Genomic DNA, 19,175 nt, shown 5'->3' with positions numbered 1-19,175 from the left:
TGGTGCTGGAAAAGAAAATTATCAGCACAACGCCGGCTTTTGTCGAAGTCCGGCGAGTTATTAAGATTCTCTCCAAAAACTTTTACCAGTAAACGGGGAGAAAATAATTATTAAAAATGAGTTTTAAATTAAAAATTGTTGCAGGTTTCGTAGGCTTGGCAATGGTTATGGGCGCCGTTGGAGTAGCTACTCCAGCTTCAGCTCAAACTGTTGATGAGCTTCAGGCCATGATCAATACATTGTTGGCCCAACTTGCTGCTTTGCAAGGCGGTGGTTCCGGTTCCGGAGCTGCTTGTACTTTCACTCGAAGCTTGACCGTTGGTTCAAGTGGAGCTGATGTAACTTGCTTGCAAAATTACTTGACAAGTACCGGTCACTTCACCTTTGCGGGTGGCTCGACTGGATACTTTGGTCCAGTAACCCAAAACGCGGTTGCCGCATGGCAAGCTGCTAATGGAGTTGCTCCAGCCGTTGGTTTCTTTGGTCCAATATCTATAGCAAGACATGCTGCCTTGACAGCAGGAGTTACACCTCCTCCTCCATCAGGACTTCCAGAAGGATGTACTTCAACCGTTGGCTTTAGCCCAACCACAGGTGCGAGATGTGATGGCACCACTACACCACCAACTACCTTGACTGGTGACGGTTCTATCACAATCAGTACTTCTGCTTTGGTAAGCAGTGGTACAGCTGTAAAGAAAGGCGAAACAAAAAACGTTCTTTCCACAAGACTTAAAGCTTCCTCTGGTCCAGTAAGAGTTGATAGAGTAGAAGTTAAGTTTAACGAACGACCTTGGTTAACAATGAGCCAAGTTCAGCTTAGAGATGGAAGCGGTAATGTTTTGGCCACCAAAACACTTTCTGGTTCATCTGATGCTACTGAAGTAACAGTAGGTTCTGATTATCGAGTTCGCTTTGAAGGTGTAAACTTGGTTGTTTCTCCGGGCACAGATGTTGACTTAGTAGTAGCTGTTTCTGTCCTTGCTTCTTCAGACAAGATTACCGGACAGACAATCACTACCAGCATCCCAACCGGTGGAATTAGAACTGTAAACGGCATCGGTTTCTCTGAGACCATTGGTCCTAGCGCAACCTTTACCTTTACTCTTCCAGACACAGGTTCAGTTGCTGACATCTATACCAGCTCCAGTCCTAACAGTCCTACAGCTGGATTTACTTCTGTTGCAGCTGGAACGACTCAAACAGAAAATGTTGTTCTAGGTAGGTTTAGAATCAAATCTCAGAACACTTCAGGTACGCTTGAAACCATACACTTTACTATTCAGACACAAGCTTCGACCGGAGGAGGTGGCCCGGCAGCGGGAACTCTCTTTAGTAACGTTCGCTTGCAGTCTGGAAGCTTCAATTATGGTGCTTCCACTCTAGCTTCAACCACAGAGTTTACCAACTTGCAGGTACCTTTACCGGTTGACCAGTGGGTTGAGTTTACTTTGACTGCTAACGTTGCCGGAGCTGATATTTCAGGTGGAGTAGTAGCTTCTACCACCTTGGACGCTTCAACTATCGCTGGAATTGACACAAACTTCAATTCTCTTACAGTTTCAAACGCTGTTGATGTAACTAGCTCAGATCGGACCTTCCTACAGGCAGGTTTAGGAGCTTCTTCTATGTCAGCCGTGACATCAGGTTGTGTTGTTAGAAATGCAGACTCTGGTTACAATCCGTTCTGTACAGCAACCTTTACTGTTACTCTGACTAACACTGGCAACACAGATGTCTTTATCCACAAGACCCCAGGACAAGCATTAGCAACATCCTCAACCTATGCTTCCTCAACTATTACAGTTGTAAATACTGTAGGTGAAACTCCTGCTGGTGACACCTCAACCTCATACTTCATTGCCCCAGGGGTCTCCAGAACGTTTATCTACACAGGAATTTTGAGGTCAGCAGTTGGTTCCAATCCAGTGATAAGCGAAATGAGGATTACCGGAATTAAGTTTGGAAGTACCAATGCGGCTAACACCGCCAACACTTTGACTTCCGGTATAGGTAGTCTGCATGTAGTTCAAACTCTGTAAGTTTAGCCAAATTCTGAAACTCAAAAGCTTAGGTCATTTCCATGAGAATGGTCTAAAGCATACAAAAACCCGCCTTATCGGCGGGTTTTTGTATTGATTAAAATTTTGTAATGTCTAAAACCCACTGACCTTTTTATTGCTAATGCAGTATATGTAAAATTATGAAAACTCGCGTTTGAAATGCAAATCGATTATGGTGTGTTTTGAACAGTTTCTTTAAATACTACCAGACAATCTAGGTTGGAAAGGCAATGCACACACATATGGTACCCCTCCTAGAATGGAGGACTTCAGACGTATCCTTCCCGTAATCTTACAAAGGATTACAGGATAGATTACAGACTTTAGGCAAAGACAAAAAGAGAAATAGGGCTCTACTTAGCCAAGTCGCAGAAACCCCCCAAGTCCGAATGGACTTTGGGGGTTTTTGTTTTGCCCTAATTTGCTTTTTACTCTTGCTTTTTTTTGTATCTTATTATAGTATTATAAAGATTATTAGAACCTAATAAAAAATATGAAAAACAAGAATATTACTGAAAGGATTACATATCTTGCTCTAATCTTTTCAATCGGCTTTATGCCGGGAATTTCCGGAGCCGACCTCTCTCTTATGTCGGAAGTAAGGCAAGTAACGGTTTTGGAAACCGAAACAACCGGTGTATTTGTCGTTGACCCGGAAGTAGAAGCCGAGGTTGTCGAAACAGAAGTGGTTGTTTTGCCGGAAGTTTCTCCAGATTCTGAATCTTTAGAATCGGGAGAAGTGGTTTCGGAAGCCCTTGTTAGTTCTTCTGGATTTACAGCTGGAGAGCAAGAACTATTTCAGCCAGAAATTGTTGGACATGAACAAATAAGTGAAGATTTGTTGCCGTCTAAATGTTCGGTTGCTGATTTCAATGAAGACTCAATCATTGATACTCGGGATATTTTAGATTTTCTAAACGCTTGGAACGAAGAAGACCTTTCAACTGATGTTGACGAGAATGGGGTTATTGATGAGGCCGATTTCAAACTATTCTTGTCTATTTGGATGGGCTGCAAAGATTGCTTAAGGGCTGATTTTAACGGTGACGGGACATACAATTCTCTGGATATTTTGGCTTTTCTAAATGCCTATAATGCCGGTGAAGACTCTGCTGATTTCAACGATGACGGTGTTATAAATTCTGATGACTTTAATTATTTCTTGGCTATTTGGCAGAGCTGTAAAGAGGGTTCTGAATTTACTATCCCAGATCCTGGTGGCGGTACAAAAGATGGAGATATTAAAGGTCCAGTAGATGGCATAGAAATTGATAGAGACAAAATTGGCGGTGGCGACGACGATGGTGGTAATGGCGGCGGTGGCGGTAATGACGGAGGCGGTTCTTCTGGTGGCGGTCGTTCTGGTGATTTTAACCGTGGCGGCGGTGGTGGACTTGTTCTTGGCGCTGATTCCGAAGATGATTTAGAGGGTCTTCGCGAAGAATTAAGAAATCTAATAGAACAAATGATCGCTCTTTTACAATCGGAATTAAACAAGAGGTTGGCTATGGCCGAATCAGGTACGGAGAGAGCGGTATTTGTAGAAGGGGTTGTTTTGGGTGAGTCTGTCGAAGCTCAAGAATTGGAACCTGTGGAGGAAGAGCAAGTCGAAGTAGTGGCAAATGAGAATCTGGAAGAGGTCGTAGAAGAAAGCGAGGACGAGGGAAGCAGATCCTGGCTTTGGCTGATTCTGATTTTGATTCTCGCCATCATAATCTTTTTGGTCCTAAAAAAGAAGAAACAATAAAACTTTCTCAAGTTTTGTTTGATACAAAAAGTCAACGGGAAACTGTTGACTTTTTGTATTTTTTGATATACAATATAAAAATATGAAATATCAAGCTAAAACACTGCTTTCCCTCGTAATCGTCTTGGGAATTTCTGTATCTTTTCAGAGGGCTGAAGCCGCGATTTCTTTTGTTGAACTTCAAAGAGAAATAGGCGTTGTTTCCATTATGGTTTCAAATTTGAGCCAAGATATTCAATCTGGGAGGATTTCACCAGAAGCTGCCAAATCCGAAATCCAGAGAATTTCTCAAATTATCAATTCTCTTATGCGGGAGTCATCTCTCTTTTCTCAAGGCCAGGTTTTAGGGGCTTATTCTTCTGGGCAGGATTTTGCGCCTGTCACATCAAGTCGCGAGGCGGTTGTTGTGCTTGAGCCGATAAGTGGCTCGAGTGTAGTCAGGATGAATATCGGCAACACTTTTAGTAATACACTTTTATCTTTTTCAGTTAAGTCACTTCGGTCGGATATTGAAGTCAGAAGAATTGATGTGACTTTTGACGAACGGATTTGGCGCTATGTAGGGGAAATAACACTTTCTGCTGGGGGAAAAATTCTGGCTCGTATAGATCCGCAACATAGCGATTTTTTTGAAAACGCGAAAGGTGAGTACACCCTTCGTTTTGGTGGTTTCTCTTATTTTATTCCTATGAACAGTACTCGGACCATTACTTTAACGATGAAGCCGAGGGACAGGAGTTCCAGCGCTGGAGAAATTTTTGATGCCAAAGTTTTTCTCAATAATGGCGCTCTAAGAGCGGTGGACGAAGCCAATATTCAACACAGTCTGCCTTCTCAACACGCGGGCTCAAATGGCTCTTTTTCTCGGAAGTTTGAAATAGTATACTAGGTTGAATAATGAAAAAGTATTTTAGCAGAGCTTTTTTAAAATTTATTTTTGGTTTCTTGTTGATAATTTCAACAAGCATTGTTCTCATCCTTTTCCTGGCGATTTAACTTGACTTTAAAGATACGGTCAATTAATATCTAATCTATAAGGCCAGAGACAAGAGGTGACTGAAAAGTCTTAATTAAATTCTAGCCTCTCGAGGTAAATTCATTTTTTGTTTAGGCCTTTTAAAAGAGGTCGATTTATTATTAGCGTTGGGATAATACTTACGTATTTGTGGCTATAACAAAACAAAAAAAATCACAGGTTCTTGAGGGCTTGAAGAATGTATTCTCTTCAGGTGCCGAGGTGATTTTCACCAACTTCCATGGTCTAAATGTATCTGAAACTACCTCTTTGAGAAAGAAATTCAAGGAAGCGGGTGTGTCGTATCAGGTAGCAAAAAAGACTTTGGTCAAAAAAGCGCTTGCTGACAGTGGTTTTGGGGAGACCCCAGAATTCCAAGGTGAGCTTAGCATTGTTCACGCTCTTGGTGTAGAACCCCTTGAAGCCGGAAGGCAAGCAAATTCTATCCAAAAAGAATTTGAAGGAAAGTTCTCAATAATCGGTGGCATTTTTGAAGGCAAAATTTTGGGCAAAGAAGAAATGTTAGCTCTAGCCAGGATTCCTTCAAAGAAAATTCTTTATTCGCAGTTTGTTAATCTTATAAATTCTCCGATTCAGAGATTAGCGATTTCGTTAAACCAAATAGCGGAGAAAAAATCTTAAAAGTTTAAAACAAATAATTTATGGAAGAACAAAAAGTAGAAGAACAAAAAACGACAGAGACAGAAGGAGCTCAAGTGGAAGTTCCCGAAAAATTTAAGGTGATAGTTGAGGTGATTGAAAAGATGTCAGTTTTGGACCTCAATGAGCTGGTAAAATTATTTGAAAAGAAGTTTGGTGTTTCAGCGGCGGCGGTAGCCGTTGCTCCACAAGGCGGGGGAGCTGGGGCGTCTGAAGAGAAATCAACTTTCACTGTTGAGTTGACAGACGGCGGGGCCCAGAAAATCGGTGTAATCAAGATAGTTAAAGAGGTTTTGGGTCTTGGGCTGAAAGAGGCCAAGGATCTTGTTGATGGCGCTCCGAAAGTACTAAAAGAGGGCGCAAAGAAAGAAGAGGCGGAAGATATAAAGAAGAGGATAGAAGAAGTAGGCGGCAAGGTAGAGCTTAAATAATGACATTAAAAAAAACCCCGTAAAGGGGTTTTTTTAATTATATTTTTCTGAAAGCCAATTGTCCTTGTCGTCTAGCATTTCTTTGGCTAAAACCAACGCTTTTTTCTCGTCTTCGGCGGTTTGAATGGTCGGCGCTTCGTTGTCCCAGCTTCCGCGGTTGATATTTGCCAAGTGTTTGTTTAATAAATCTTTGTCCTCTACCTCGGCTCTTACTTCATATTTCCCATCTTTTTTTACGACACTGACAAAGACCCCCACCCCACCGCTCCAGCTCGCAGTTTCAACACTGCTTTTCAAAATAGTTTCTACACAACCCGATTCCTTTACGAAATCTTCATAGCTCATCTATTCAAAATAACATCCAAAATGCCAGTTTGCAAACTGTGTGGTAAAATTAGGAAAATTAAATGGATACATTAGAGAAAATATTTGGTAGCAGCTCCAAGGTCAAAATGATGCGTCTTTTTCTTTTTAATCCGCAGTCTGCTTTTGATACTGCTTCTGTTTCAAGACGGACTAAAACCCAGCCGATAAAGACTAGGTCTGAAATCATGAATTTGGAAAAAATCGGCCTTATCAAGAGAAAATATTTTACGAAAGAATTAAGCAAAAAAGGAGGGCGGGATCTCAAGAGGAAAAGGGTAGAAGGGTGGACTTTGAACGAAAAATTTCCCTTTCTTGAACCACTGCAGAATTTTCTTATACATATTCCACCAGCCCAGCAACAGGAAATTCTTGAAAAGATTAAAAAGGCCGGGGTTATCAAACTTGTGATTTTTGCTGGAGTTTTTATTCAGGATTGGGACAGTCGTCTGGATATTTTGGTTGTTGGCGACAAGCTAAAAAAAGGAATCATTCAGTCTGTTATGTCGGACATTGAATCAGTTGTTGGAAAGGAGCTGAAATACAGCTTTTTTGAGACCCAAGAATTTGTCTATCGGCTTGGTGTTTGCGATAAGTTAGTAAGAGACGTTCTTGATTACCCTCACAAAAAAATTATTAATAAGCTAGAGATGGAGATCTAACCGCCAGTTATTTCGATTTTTTAGTTATCCACAGCTTTTGACTCTTTTTTACGATTTGATGTTAAACTTTCAGTGAAGCAGATTTGGCTCAACAGAATAGTTTTGAGCAAATTTTATTAGTTATAATTAATTATTTACTGCCGTATTTTTGGCGAATTACGGCTTATCCGAGATAGAGAACATTGTTCTTTGTCTCAAAAAAATCAAACATGTTTGAAACTACAAGTGTTTTTGGGAGCGATGCTATTGTTATGTCGTTCCAAAATATGTGGGCTGGAGTAATTGGTTTCTTGCCGATGCTTATAACCGCCCTACTCATAGTTATAATCGGTTGGTTAGTCAGCGCTGTTTTTGGCCGTGTGGTTTATCAGGTCATGAAGTCTTTGAAAGTTGACGAGGCCTTGAGAAAAGCTGGAATGGAAGGATGGCTTCAGAGGGGAGGGGTTCGTCTTGACTCGGGTCGTTTTGTCGGTGGGTTGGTAAAGTGGTTTGTCATTATCGTTTTCTTGGTGGCCGCTTTTGACACATTGAGATTGACTCAAGTCAATGAATTCTTAAAAGATGTCGTTTTGTATTATTTGCCACAAGTTATCGTTGCTGTTTTGATCTTGTTGGTTGCTGTTGTTATCGCGGACGTAATGCAAAAAATTGTCTCGGCTTCAGCTCGATCCGCTCACCTAAAAGCCGCCAACTTTTTGGGTAGCGTAACTAAGTGGTCAATCTGGATCTTCGCGGTATTTATTGCTTTGGAACAATTGGGCATTGCTGCTTACTTTGTCCAAATGCTCTTTACAGGAGTTATAATCGCCTTAGCTCTTGGTCTTGGATTATCTTTCGGACTCGGCGGACAGAACACTGCTTCTGAATTTCTTGGTAAACTAAAAGAAGAAATTTCGGAAAAGAGATAATAAACTAAAGCCTAAGAAGCCCGGGTTACTCCGGGCTTCTTTCTGGGCTTGACTTCTTTTTTCGGATTCTTATAATAGAACACAATCTTATGTTAAATATTTTTTTATTAAACACACTCAAGCGGCGAAGGTGATTTCAGTCATTGTTTGCTAGTAAAACCCGCTTGAGATAGCGGTTTTTTGTTGTTCGGCCGAGCGCTGTTTGTAAAAGTAGAGCTCGGCCGGAAGACAAGGTTGTAAAAGGTTGGGATCCTGATTTTTGACAACTTAATCCTGTCGCGACAACGTTTATGCCACTTATGGTGACATGGGGTCTTTGTTTGTCGTAGGCAGAAAAGGTAATCCTACGTGAAGAACGTAGGACAATTGTAAAAAAGAGAGCAAAATCATTCTTTCCGCTAGTTAGCGGAAAGAGTTATGCGGTTTTTGAATTTCCTGATGGGAATTCAAGGGCGTATGGTGGATGCCTTGGTTCTAACGAGCGATGAAGGACGCGGCTTGGCGGCGATATGCTTCGGGGAGGTGCCTAGCAACCTTTGATCCGGAGATCTCCGAATGAGGAAACTCAATGTGCTTGCACATTGATCCGCCGATGAGGCGGATTGCGTACCCAGGGAAGTAAAACATTTCAGTACCTGGAGGAAAATAGACTAATAAGTATTTCCTTAGTAGCGGCGAGCGAAAAGGAAGGAGCCCAAATCCGACCGCATCACACTGCGTGTGATACTGCCGGCTTTAGGAAATTAGGATTTAGGTTCTAGTAAAAAGCTAGCGCCTAACATCCTAGCACCTAGTGCCTACAGACATCGCGCTTGGCGTGATGCGGTTGGGGGTTGTAAGATGACAGTGTGGCCTAGCCAGAGGAGTAAAAAATATTTTTTTGTTAGCCGAATTCTCTGGAAAGAGAAGCCCTAGGAGGTGATAGCCCCGTAGGCGAAAACAAGAAAAACTCCTTTGCTGTTATTCTTGAGTAACTCGAGACATCAATAGCTCGGGTGAATCTGCCGGAACTAACCGGTAAGGCTAAATATCGTTAGAGACCGATAGTGAACTAGTACCGTGAGGGAAAGGTGAAAAGCAGCCCGGTGAGGGCGGTGAAATAGACCTGAAACCATATGCCTACAAAGAGTCAGAGCGGGTGCATCACATGGAATGTGATGTTAGGCGCTAGGCATTAGGCACTAGGCCCTAGGAATTTCCTAGAGCCTAAAGCCTAATTTCCTAAAGCCTGGCATCGCGCTTCGCGTGATGCGTCCGTTACGGCGTGCCTATTGAAGAATGAGCCAACGAGTTGATGTATATCGCTTGTCTAAGCGCGCGAGCGTGGAGACATAGGGAAACCGAGTCTGAATAGGGCGAATTATGGTGTTATACATCAGACCCGAAGCCAAGTGATCTTGCCATGAGCAGGGTGAATCTCGCCGAAAGGCGGGAGGAGGCCCGAACCGTTAGGTCGTTCAACTCCTTCGGATGACTTGTGGTAAGCAGTGAAAAGCTAATCGAACTTGGTAATAGCTGGTTCTCTCCGAAATAGCTTTAGGGCTAGCGTCAAGTGTTCCTTCTAGGGGTAGAGCACTGGAAGGTTTGAATAGGGAGAAATCTCGTCAAACCTATCAAACTCCGAATACTAGAAGAATATAGCTTGGCAGTTAGACTGTGGGGGCTAAGCTCCACTGGTCGAAAGGGAAACAGCCCGGATCTCCAGTTAAGGTCCCTAAATCTATGCTAAGTGCAAGGAAGGTTGTGAAATTTCTCCGACAATGAGGAGGTTGGCTTAGAAGCAGCCACCCTTTAAAGAAAGCGTAACAGCTCACTCATCCAGAGATTTTGCGCCAAAGATGATCGGGGCTAAGCATAGTACCGAAACTGAGGACCCCTCACGTGCTTGCATGTGAGGGGTGGTAGGAGAGTATTCTTGTCTGCTGTGAAGGTGAAGGGGTAACCCACACTGGAGCGTCAAGAAGTAAGAATGTTGGCACAAGTAACCGCAATGGCGCTGAGAACGCGCCACGCCGAAAGACTAAGGTTTCCTTCCCGATGACAATCAGGGAAGGGTTAGTCGGGCCTAAGCCGATGGCGAAAGCCGTAGGTGATGGACACACGGTTAATATTCCGTGACCCAAATTTGTTTCTATGGAGGGACGAAGTGTAGTATGTGGAGCGCATTATTGGATTTGCGTTCGTCCTGTGAGAACGATGCCTAGGAAAATCCGGGCATCATAAATTCAAGCAGGCCGGAAATTTGAACCTTCGGGGGATAAAATTTCACAAAGCACGCTTCCAAGAAAATCTTCTAAGATTAAACAAGTTTGGACCGTACCGCAAAACCGACACAGGTAGTCAGGTCGAGTAGACCAAGGCGAACGAGTGAGAGGTCCCCAAGGAACTCGGCAAAAAAGCGGCCGTAACTTCGGGATAAGGCCTGCCGAGCACCAGCAATGGTGCTCGGCCGCAGCTAAAGTTTCTCTGGCAACTGTTTATCAAAAACACAGCTCCCTGCGAACTCGCAAGAGGATGTATAGGGGGTGACGCCTGACCAATGCCAGAAGGTCAAGCAATGGCGGTTCGCATCATTTTGAGCGTGATAGACGCGCCCAAAATGATGCGAGCTGATCGTTGTAAGCCCTGGTGAATGTCGGTCGTAACTATGAAATTGATCGTTGTAGTTACGATAATAAATCTTGCTATATGCGAAAAACTCTGGTTTGAGCCTAACTCTACTAGCTTCTAGTCGAAGAAGCAGTAACAACGAGAAGGTACAGACAATTCGCAGGAAAGATTTCCGTTAAAGTTAAAATGCCATGAATGATTGGATCAAAAAAATTGATCCTAAACTCGGTTATTACCTAGCCGGGTTTTCAGACGGTGAAGGAAGCTTTAATGTTTCTATTATTCACCGGCCTGATTATCAAAGCGGAATTAAATTCCTTCTTTCTTTTAATGTTTCTCAAAGAGATAGAGTGATCTTAGCCTTGATGAAGAAAATTCTAAGGTGCGGTCATTTAAGAGAGAGGAGGGATGGTGTTGTTTACTTTGAGGTAAATAACATAAATTCGTTAAGAGATAATGTAGTGCCTTTCTTTGAAAGATTTCATTTTCTTTCAGCAAATAAAAAGAGAAATTTCTCAATTTTTAAAAAAATTGTAGAGATGGTAAATAATGGGAATCATTTGCATAAAGAAGGTATACAAGAAATTCTCAAGCTCCGTGAAGAGCTTAATAAAGGCAAAGGTAGAAAAAGAAAATATGATTTTACTGGATACAAATTAATTAACAGTAAAAACGGAAATATCCTCAGAGACTACACGCAAGACACTACTACATCCAAGCAAGCACCGACTGATGTAGGGTGATGATATAGTCCGATCCTTATGGCGACATAAGGTTCCGCCAAATTATAAAAGGCGGATGTAAAACATTAAAGAACGATCCTAAGGTAGCGTAATTCCTTGTCTGGTAAGTTCAGACGTGCACGAATGGCGTAATGACTGGAGAACTGTCTCGGGGACTTGCTCGGTGAAAATACAATACCGGTGAAGATGCCGGTTACCTGCAGTTAGACGAAAAGACCCCGGGAGCTTTACTGTAACTTGATATTGAGCTTATTTTTTTACTGCGTAGCATAGGTGGGAGACTTTGAAGGTTTGGTTTCGGCTGGACTGGAGTCGTCAGTGAAATACCACTCTGTGAAAAGATATGTTCTAACCTCGGTGGCAAAAACGCCAAGGGACATTATCTGGTGGGCAGTTTAAGTGGGGCGCTTTCCTCCTAAAAAGTAACGGAGGAGTTCATTAAGGTCAGCTAGGCGCGAATGGAAACCGTGCCGATAGTGTAATGGCATAAGCTGGCTTAACTGTGAGAGGTACGTCTCAAGCAGATGCGAAAGCAGGACATAGTGAACCGCTGGTTCGCATTAGATGCGGCCAAAGATTACCGGATAAAAGCTACCCCGGGGATAACAGGCTGGTTCCGCCTAAGAGTCCATATCGACGGCGGAGTTCGGCACCTCGATAAACATAGCCGATGTCGAGGAGAGAGAAGACGAACAATTCTCTCAGGTGTGTGATGAAAATCATACGCACTAAATCAGCTCATAACGGAGAATGCCATAGTATAATTTGCGTTATAATTATGGTTAACACCGTGGGAAGTTGTGAAAATAAACATTGGTATAAAAAATGGATACCGATTAAAAATGGGGTTACTATTTCGCCCGCACAGAGATCTTTAATCACAGGATCTCTCCTGGGCGATGGCACGATGAGAATGGGTAAGGGTGCAGTCAATGCTAATCTAAAGATAGAACAAGGTTTAGCACAAAAAGATTATGTTTTATGGAAATATGAAATTTTAAAGCCACTTGTTTTTACAGAACCAAAAATTAGTTATAGATATACTGCACAAAAAGAAAAATACCAAAAATCATGGTGGTTTCGGACGATTCGCCACCCATTATTAACTGATATTTATAATACATTTTATATCCCTAACGGATATAAAACAGGAAGGAAAATAGTTCCTAAAAGTATTGTAAGTGAAATTGATGCTTTGGGACTTGCCATCTGGATTATGGATGACGGTTCTTACAGTAAAAAGCACATTGATATCAGCACCTATTCATTTTTAGAACCAGAAATCAATTTGTTACAGCTCGCACTAAAGAAGAAATTTAATGTGGAGATGAAATATTACAAGGACAGAGACAGGGGGTACAGAATGTATTGTAATACAAAAGAAACAAAAAAATTGATTCAAACTATTAAGCCGTATATCATCCCATCGATGATGTATAAAATAGGTTTTCACGACCCCGTAACGACTGGATCCGAATCTGTAAAAACAGAGGAGGTGAAGATGGTGGGTGTCCTGGCATAAGCCAAATACGCACAGCCATAACACGCTGGTGCTTGTAAGGCAATAACAAGCAAAGGTATAGTCTGCGCCCTTAGTAATAAGGGAAATGTATTTGTGGTCGGCTCAACTTATCCTCCTGGTGGAGAAGCTGGGAAGGGTTTGGCTGTTCGCCAATTAAAAAGTTACGCGAGCTGGGTAAGTGATTCAAAATGAGCCCAGCTTAAGACAATCTACGAGAATAAATAAGAGATAAAAAATAAACTGACTCATAACGGTGAAGTCCGAATGCTTGTCATAGTATAATGATGAGCAATGGATAATATCGTGGGAAGATTGCAATCTTCATTTTCCGCGCATCAGATTGATGTGCTTATTGGGTCATTGTTGGGTGATGCGCGCTTAGAATGCCGGTCAATTGGAATACGATCTCCAGTGACGGCACGATTTAGAGTGCATCATGGATTGAAGCAAAAAGAATATGTATTGTGGAAATTCAATGTCTTGAAAGAAATTGTGAATAAAGAACCATCTGAAATTTCATGGGATAACCCTAAAAGAGGTTTGCGTGAGATTTCTTGGTACTTTCATACTAAAAGTTTGAAAGAATTAGGTTTTCTTTATCATTATTTCTACAAAAATGGGACAAAGATATTACCGCACGATATATTTAGTTTTCTCAATCCAAGAATGATCGCGATTTGGTTTATGGATGATGGTTCTAATACCAAGGAAAGTTTTACATTGAGCACTCATAGTTTTTCTAAAGTAGACCATGAGCAAATAGTAGAATTTCTGAGAAAATCATTAAAAATCAACGCGACAATTGTAAAGGATCGAACAAAGCTTAAGATAAGTATTGGAAGATATGATTTCCAGAAATTTATTGCTATTGTTGAGCCTCATATAATCCCTTCAATGATTTATAAGATTGCTAATCCCCGTAACGACTTGCTTGTTCACAGTTAAATGAACGGCAGAGTGTCCGTATAAGCGGATGCTAACACGTCAGTCCCGACATTGGAAAAATCGGGAAAGGTATAGTCTGTCCTGTCAGTAATGACAGATTAATTAATGTCAGACCGTGAAGAAGTTGAATAGATCGACTTTTTCACAATCTGAACCACTTCGAGTTTTTCGTCTATAAACAAATAATTAGATAGAAAGTCTGCCTCGCTCTGAAAAGGGTTATGGCGGATGAATCAATCACATCACGGCGGTCAAAACTAGGGTCTAGCCAATAGGGTTTAGGGTCTAGGTTGATTAAGCTGACTTATATCGGTGAATTCCAATCAGCTTTTAGCTTTTAGCTTTTAGCTGTTAGCTTATAGCTTTTAGTTAAAAGAAAGAGGAGAATACCGAGGGAAGAGCAGAAACTATTAACAAGTAACAAATAACCCTAACTGGAATTTCTAGTTATAGTTAAGGGTTAACATTTAAAAGTTTTTAGCACGCCCGTAGAGACTAAACGTTAGCAGTCCCTCACATGCGATCATGTAAGGGATGAAGTTATAGTCCAATGCACTTAGTAATAAGTGGTATCATGCGTGAGACAGGTTGGTCTCCTATCTACTGCAGGCGTTGATTCTTGAGGGGAGTCGCGAATAGTACGAGAGGACCTTTGTGAACGAACCTCTGGTCTGCCTGCTGTCCTGCCAAGGGCACCGCAGGGTAGCTAAGTTCGGAAGGGATAACCTCTGAAAGCATCTAAGAGGGAAGCCCACCCCAAGATTAGGAATCATTGAGATTCGTGAGAGATGATCACGTTGATAGGCGCTAGGTGTAAGCACAGTAATGTGTTGAGCCGAGGCGTACTAATAAATCAATCTCATCGGGAAATTTGAAAATCGCGGATTTTGCTCTCTTTTTTGCAATTGTTTACCTTTAGGATTTTCTTTGAATGTTTTGTGTTGGTGATTAAACGCCGTGGGTACACCCGATCCCATTCCGAACTCGGAAGTTAAGCACGGTAGTGGCGATGGTACTCTAAAAGGGGAGAGTAGCTAGTCGCCAACACAAAGCATTCAAAAAAAAAAGAGAGATCGCACGGATTCTCTCTTTTTTGCTATAATCTCTTTTATGGAGAAATTAGAGTGGTCAGTTAAAAGAAAACTAATTTATCTTTCAGGGTTGTTTCTATTTTTGTTTGTCGTGATTTTTTCTTTTTATTTTATTTTTTCCTACCAAAAACCAACTTGTTTTGATGGCCGGCAAAACCAGGGAGAAATCGGAATTGATTGTGGCGGGCCTTGCTCGCGTCTATGTCCTTTTGAGGTTAGAAATCCGATTATACATTGGAGCCGGTCTTTTGAAGTCTCTCCGGGAATTTACAGCTCCGTTGCTTTTATTGAAAATCCAAACATTAATGCTTCAGCAGAATCCGCGTCTTATGTTTTTAAGATAAGAGATGGACTCGGCAATGTTTTAGCGGAACGCAGTGGCGTTGTCTTAATACCAAATACTAGGACGATTGTTGTATTTGAGCCGAACTTTGAAATTAGTGGCGAAGTTTCTCGGACAGACTTTGAATTTACAAGCGAAATCATCTGGCATAAGGACGAGACTCGACCCTCGGAAATTCTTGTTGGTAGAAATTTTTTATCAAGGGAAGAGAGTGCACCGCGACTTGAAGCCCAAATTGAAAACCGCTCTATTTTTGACATCGATCGGCTGGAAGTTGTGGCCTTAATATTTGATGGCAATAAAAACGCCATCGGCGCCTCAAGAACTTTTTTGAACGATTTTAAAAAAGATAGCCAGGAGACTTTGATATTCACTTGGCCGAAACCTTTTGAGGTCCAGGAATTTGTATGCGAAAACCCGGTTGATCTGATGCTTGTTTTTGACCGTTCTGGCAGTATGGTCTTTGATAATTGGGACTTGGAGAATCCGGAACCCTTGAATTCTGCTAAGCGCGCGGCTTCAGGTTTTTTGGAAAAGCTGTTTTCTAATGTCAGAGGTGGCTTGGTGTCTTTCGCGACGGAGGCAACTTTAGACATTCCATTGACCGGAGATATCGCAAAAACTATGGAATCGGTTGCCAAAATATCAGTGCTAGCCGAAACTCCAGCTGAGGTTTGGACACAGGAAACCAATATCACTCACGGCCTTAACCTAGCGTTTCAAGAGATCTCTTCAAATTCTTCCGCTTCTTCCGAGAAGGTTATAATTTTATTTACTGATGGTGTGCCGACTCATCCTAAGACTATCGACCGCGCTGATTTTCCGATGGTATCTGCTCTAGAATTGTCCAAAAGAATAAAATCTGAAAACATAACTATTTTTTCAATTGGTCTCGGTGAAGAACAGATAGATGAAGAATTTCTCGCTTCTCTTGCCACGAGCCCGTCACATTATTTTGGCGCTTCTAAATCGGCCGACCTATTTCCGATTTTCAGTTCTCTAGCCGAAACAATTTGTCGCGAAGCTCCGACTGCGGTTGAGATTATTACTAAAGAAATCTGACGATTAAAAGATTTTAAACTATGGGGGAATTAAGACCTATCGTACTGAAGGCCAGATCGTTTTTCGATATTGACTGGCTGTTATTATCGTCTGCTCTGTTAATCTCCGGCGCTGGTCTAGTTACAATGCATTCGTTTGTTGAAGAAAGCCCGTTCTTTAATCGGCAGATAATATGGCTTTCTATTTCTCTGATAGTTTTTTTCGCCTTCAGTCTTTTTGATTGGCGTTTTTTAAGAAGAAGTAGCGTTACCATATTGATATTTTTGATTTCTTTTTTAACTCTTTTTCTTCTTTTTTTTCTTGGTTCTACTGTTAAGGGTGCCGAGCGCTGGATTAACTTCGGAATTTTTTCTTTTCAACCAACCGATCCAGCAAAAATCGCACTGATCATACTTCTGGCCAAATATTTTTCTAAAAGGCACATTGAAATCGCTCACCTCAAGCATGTTTTAGTTTCTGGCTTTTACGCTTTTGTTTTGTTCCTGATGATTTTTTTACAGCCAGATTTTGGTTCGTCAATCATTATTTTTTTCATTTGGTTCGGAATGGTAATGGTTTCTGGTATTTCAAAAAAACACGTTCTGGCAGTACTTTTAGCCGCTTTTTTGTCACTAACTTTTCTGTGGTTTTTTGTTTTGGCTGACTATCAAAAACAACGCCTAATGACTTTTGTTAACCCACTAGCTGATATACAGGGCGCCGGCTACCACTCACTTCAGTCAATGATCGCTGTCGGTTCCGGTCAGTTTTTTGGCAAAGGAATTGGCTTTGGCACGCAGTCTAGGTTGAGATTTTTACCGGAATATCAGACCGATTTTATTTTTGCCGCTTTTGCTGAAGAGTGGGGTTTTTTTGGGGTTCTTATTCTACTTGGCCTTTTTGTTGTTTTTTTCTGGCGTTTGATTGTAAATTCAATTTATGGTTCGTCAAATTTTGAGATTTTGTTTGCCGCCGGTCTTTCTTTTTGGATAATAAGCCACTTTACTGTCCATGTCGGAATGAATATAGGAATTTTGCCAATCACCGGCATCACTTTGCCGTTTATGAGTTATGGCGGATCCCACTTACTCGCAGAATTTGCTGCGCTGGGAATCTTAATGGGCATGCGCAAATACAGGAGCGCTTTTCATAAGGACGAAAAAGAGGAAAAAATTTTAGTCTAAAGAGTTCAGAAGGATCGGAAGATAATGTATCCGGTCAAGAAAAAAGCCACAATGATTATTAAAATGAGAATTCTGTTGGCTGATTTTTCGTTTCTAGCCAACTTCTTTTTTATGAGCCAATTAGCCATTTCACTGGCAGCTCTCCTCACTCTGTTTGTTTCGTCTATCGTCTCTTCTTCCTCTAAAAATTCAACTTCGTTTTCTTCTGGGTTCATTTTGAGTTTTTTAAATTTTGTATAAACTTGAGGTTAATTCTACCATATTTTCCAATCTAAACTCGTCAAGAATCTTATTTTTTAATTCGGCCCCCAATTTTTGCCAATCACCTTTTTCTGATAACAAGTCTTGCAGAGTTTTTGTCAAATCTTCTTTTTCTCCGGGTGTGAAAAGTAGACCGTTTTTACCACTCTCAATTATTTCAGGGATCCCACCAACTTCCGAAGCAAGAGTTGGCAATCCGGCCAAACCGGCTTCTAGAATTACGTAAGGTAAACCTTCAGTTCTCGATGGTAGGACAAAAATATCAAAGGCCTTTAAGTACCTTTGCGCGTTTTCCACGTAGCCCAACAAAAAAACCTTACTCTTCAGATTGTTTTTTTCTATTATCTTTTCTAATTTCTTTCTTTCTTCACCTTTGCCGCAAACGATTAAGATAGCGCTTTCAAATTGGTTGGAAATTTTAGAGAAGGCCTCGATCAGCAAATCCACCCCTTTGTTTTTGTGAAGCTCGGAAATCGCGCCGATCCATAACCTGTCTTTTAACTGGGGCAAAAGCTTTTTTCGCGCTTCATCTTTTTCAAAAAACTCAATTGGCCGGATGCCGTTATAAATTAAGCGAATCTTCTTTTTTGTCCCCGGCCAATTCATATCGTTTACGGTTTTTTTTGAAACAGCGATTGTTTTGTTGGTCATAAGAACTGTCAGCCATTGAAGAAATTTCCAAAGGAATTTTTGCCAGAAAAACTTACTGTCGTTGAAAGCCCAGCCGTGAGCAGTGAAGATAGGCTTTAGGCGATAGGCTCTAGGCTTTAGGAAATTATAAAACCAAGCTGCTAGCGCTCCAAGAAGGCCAATTTTGGAGCTGTTGAGGTGGATAATATTTGGTTTTTCTTTTTTATAAATTCGGATAAGCTCAAAAAAAAGAATAAAATCTTTGAGAGGGTTTATGTTCCTCTGAGAATTTTTTAATCGGATTGTTCGAATACTCTTTTCGGCCAATTTCTTTCCTAAAATGTCACCTTCACCGAAAGCGACGACGGTTTCAAAATCTTCTTTTGGCAAATTGGTCGCCAAGTCAAAAACATAGCGTTGCGCTCCTCCAAAATTACCCTTTGTAATTACGTACAAAATCCTCTTTTTTTGCCCTTTCCCCATTAGAGGTCTATCTTATTGGAACTTTGAGTTTTTGACAAGCTTCTAATATGCTGATACTTTAATCTTAGATTTGTCGCTCAGAAACTTCAGCCAGAGGAGTGCGAAATGCATGGAAGAAGGGGCAGAAAAAATGTTCAGGCCAAACACCGCCAGCGGGCATCGAGGTTTGTCAGAGATTGTCGGGAGAAGCTCGGCATATCTCAACGCGAATTCGGTCTGATTTGCGGTGTGACCTCACAGACCGTGGGCAATTGGGAGACGGGGCGCAGTGCAATGCCTTTGGATCTCATCTTCCTGCTGAAAGCTTACGTCGCTCGCCGGGAGATCGGATGGGTTGAGTTGTTCTTCTTTGGCATAGAATTTCCTGAAAAACCCAAGAGGGTGGTGAGGAAGAAGGATACGAAGAGTCATCAGGCCGGCAGGATTAGGACGAAAGCGGGACGAAGAGCAGGAAGAGCGGAACGACCCTGACA

14 protein-coding genes, 2 rRNA genes and 1 other annotated feature are annotated in these 19,175 nt (G+C 41.6%); of the genes, 13 read left to right on the top strand and 3 right to left on the bottom strand.

What is annotated here, in order from left to right; genetic code table 11:
* Window positions 1-116 precede the first annotated feature (116 nt).
* From QY304_02335 to rplL, 5 genes are all read left to right on the top strand, one after another.
* A complete protein-coding gene (locus QY304_02335; GenBank protein WKZ26215.1) occupies window positions 117-2,042 on the top strand; it encodes a peptidoglycan-binding domain-containing protein in 1,926 nt (641 codons plus the stop codon).
* Between the two features lie 514 nt (window positions 2,043-2,556).
* Window positions 2,557-3,810, top strand: coding sequence for a GC-type dockerin domain-anchored protein (locus tag QY304_02330; GenBank protein ID WKZ26214.1), 1,254 nt, complete (start codon window positions 2,557-2,559; stop codon window positions 3,808-3,810).
* A gap of 82 nt (window positions 3,811-3,892) precedes the next feature.
* On the top strand, window positions 3,893-4,699 hold the full coding sequence (locus tag QY304_02325; GenBank protein WKZ26213.1) for a hypothetical protein: 807 nt from the start codon (window positions 3,893-3,895) through the stop codon (window positions 4,697-4,699).
* A gap of 132 nt (window positions 4,700-4,831) precedes the next feature.
* Window positions 4,832-4,955, top strand: a sequence feature (ribosomal protein L10 leader region).
* 20 nt (window positions 4,956-4,975) lie between these two features.
* Window positions 4,976-5,467, top strand: coding sequence for a 50S ribosomal protein L10 (rplJ, locus tag QY304_02320; protein WKZ26212.1), 492 nt, complete (start codon window positions 4,976-4,978; stop codon window positions 5,465-5,467).
* Window positions 5,468-5,487: 20 nt separating this feature from the next.
* Window positions 5,488-5,916, top strand: coding sequence for a 50S ribosomal protein L7/L12 (rplL, locus tag QY304_02315; protein WKZ26211.1), 429 nt, complete (start codon window positions 5,488-5,490; stop codon window positions 5,914-5,916).
* A 33-nt stretch (window positions 5,917-5,949) separates the two neighbouring features.
* Here rplL and QY304_02310 read toward each other — a convergent pair whose 3' ends face one another.
* Window positions 5,950-6,261: a hypothetical protein gene (locus tag QY304_02310; GenBank protein WKZ26210.1), complete on the bottom strand. Its 312-nt coding sequence runs from the start codon at window positions 6,259-6,261 to the stop codon at window positions 5,950-5,952.
* A 62-nt stretch (window positions 6,262-6,323) separates the two neighbouring features.
* On the opposite strand from QY304_02310, the gene QY304_02305 reads away from it, so the two are divergent.
* The 8 genes from QY304_02305 (at window position 6,324) to rodA (ending at window position 17,328) form a co-directional block, all read left to right on the top strand.
* Entirely contained in the window at window positions 6,324-6,941 is a 618-nt protein-coding gene (locus tag QY304_02305; GenBank protein ID WKZ26209.1) for a hypothetical protein, read from the top strand.
* 209 nt (window positions 6,942-7,150) lie between these two features.
* Entirely contained in the window at window positions 7,151-7,849 is a 699-nt protein-coding gene (locus QY304_02300; protein WKZ26208.1) for a hypothetical protein, read from the top strand.
* A gap of 436 nt (window positions 7,850-8,285) precedes the next feature.
* Window positions 8,286-11,948: ribosomal RNA gene (locus QY304_02295) — 23S ribosomal RNA — on the top strand.
* A gap of 32 nt (window positions 11,949-11,980) precedes the next feature.
* Window positions 11,981-12,724 carry an LAGLIDADG endonuclease gene (locus tag QY304_02290; GenBank protein WKZ26207.1) on the top strand — a complete coding sequence of 248 codons (744 nt, stop codon included), beginning with the start codon at window positions 11,981-11,983 and terminating at the stop codon, window positions 12,722-12,724.
* 291 nt (window positions 12,725-13,015) lie between these two features.
* Window positions 13,016-13,669: an LAGLIDADG endonuclease gene (locus QY304_02285; GenBank protein ID WKZ26206.1), complete on the top strand. Its 654-nt coding sequence runs from the start codon at window positions 13,016-13,018 to the stop codon at window positions 13,667-13,669.
* A gap of 940 nt (window positions 13,670-14,609) precedes the next feature.
* A 5S ribosomal RNA gene (gene rrf / locus QY304_02280) occupies window positions 14,610-14,716 on the top strand.
* Window positions 14,717-14,779: 63 nt separating this feature from the next.
* Window positions 14,780-16,165: a vWA domain-containing protein gene (locus tag QY304_02275; protein ID WKZ26205.1), complete on the top strand. Its 1,386-nt coding sequence runs from the start codon at window positions 14,780-14,782 to the stop codon at window positions 16,163-16,165.
* Between the two features lie 20 nt (window positions 16,166-16,185).
* Window positions 16,186-17,328 carry a rod shape-determining protein RodA gene (gene rodA / locus QY304_02270; GenBank protein ID WKZ26204.1) on the top strand — a complete coding sequence of 381 codons (1,143 nt, stop codon included), beginning with the start codon at window positions 16,186-16,188 and terminating at the stop codon, window positions 17,326-17,328.
* 5 nt (window positions 17,329-17,333) lie between these two features.
* Here rodA and QY304_02265 read toward each other — a convergent pair whose 3' ends face one another.
* Together QY304_02265 and QY304_02260 are read right to left on the bottom strand one after the other, a co-directional pair.
* On the bottom strand, window positions 17,334-17,543 hold the full coding sequence (locus QY304_02265) for a hypothetical protein (GenBank protein ID WKZ26203.1): 210 nt from the start codon (window positions 17,541-17,543) through the stop codon (window positions 17,334-17,336).
* Between the two features lie 10 nt (window positions 17,544-17,553).
* Window positions 17,554-18,702, bottom strand: coding sequence for a glycosyltransferase family 4 protein (locus tag QY304_02260; GenBank protein ID WKZ26202.1), 1,149 nt, complete (start codon window positions 18,700-18,702; stop codon window positions 17,554-17,556).
* Window positions 18,703-19,175: the final 473 nt, after the last annotated feature.

It is taken from the genome of Candidatus Paceibacterota bacterium (assembly GCA_030583745.1).
Taxonomy (GTDB): domain Bacteria; phylum Patescibacteriota; class Minisyncoccia; order Phycocordibacterales; family BOKC01; genus BOKC01.
The sequence above is the reverse complement of the archived record's forward strand: the minus strand, read 5'-3'. Positions and strand labels throughout refer to the sequence as shown.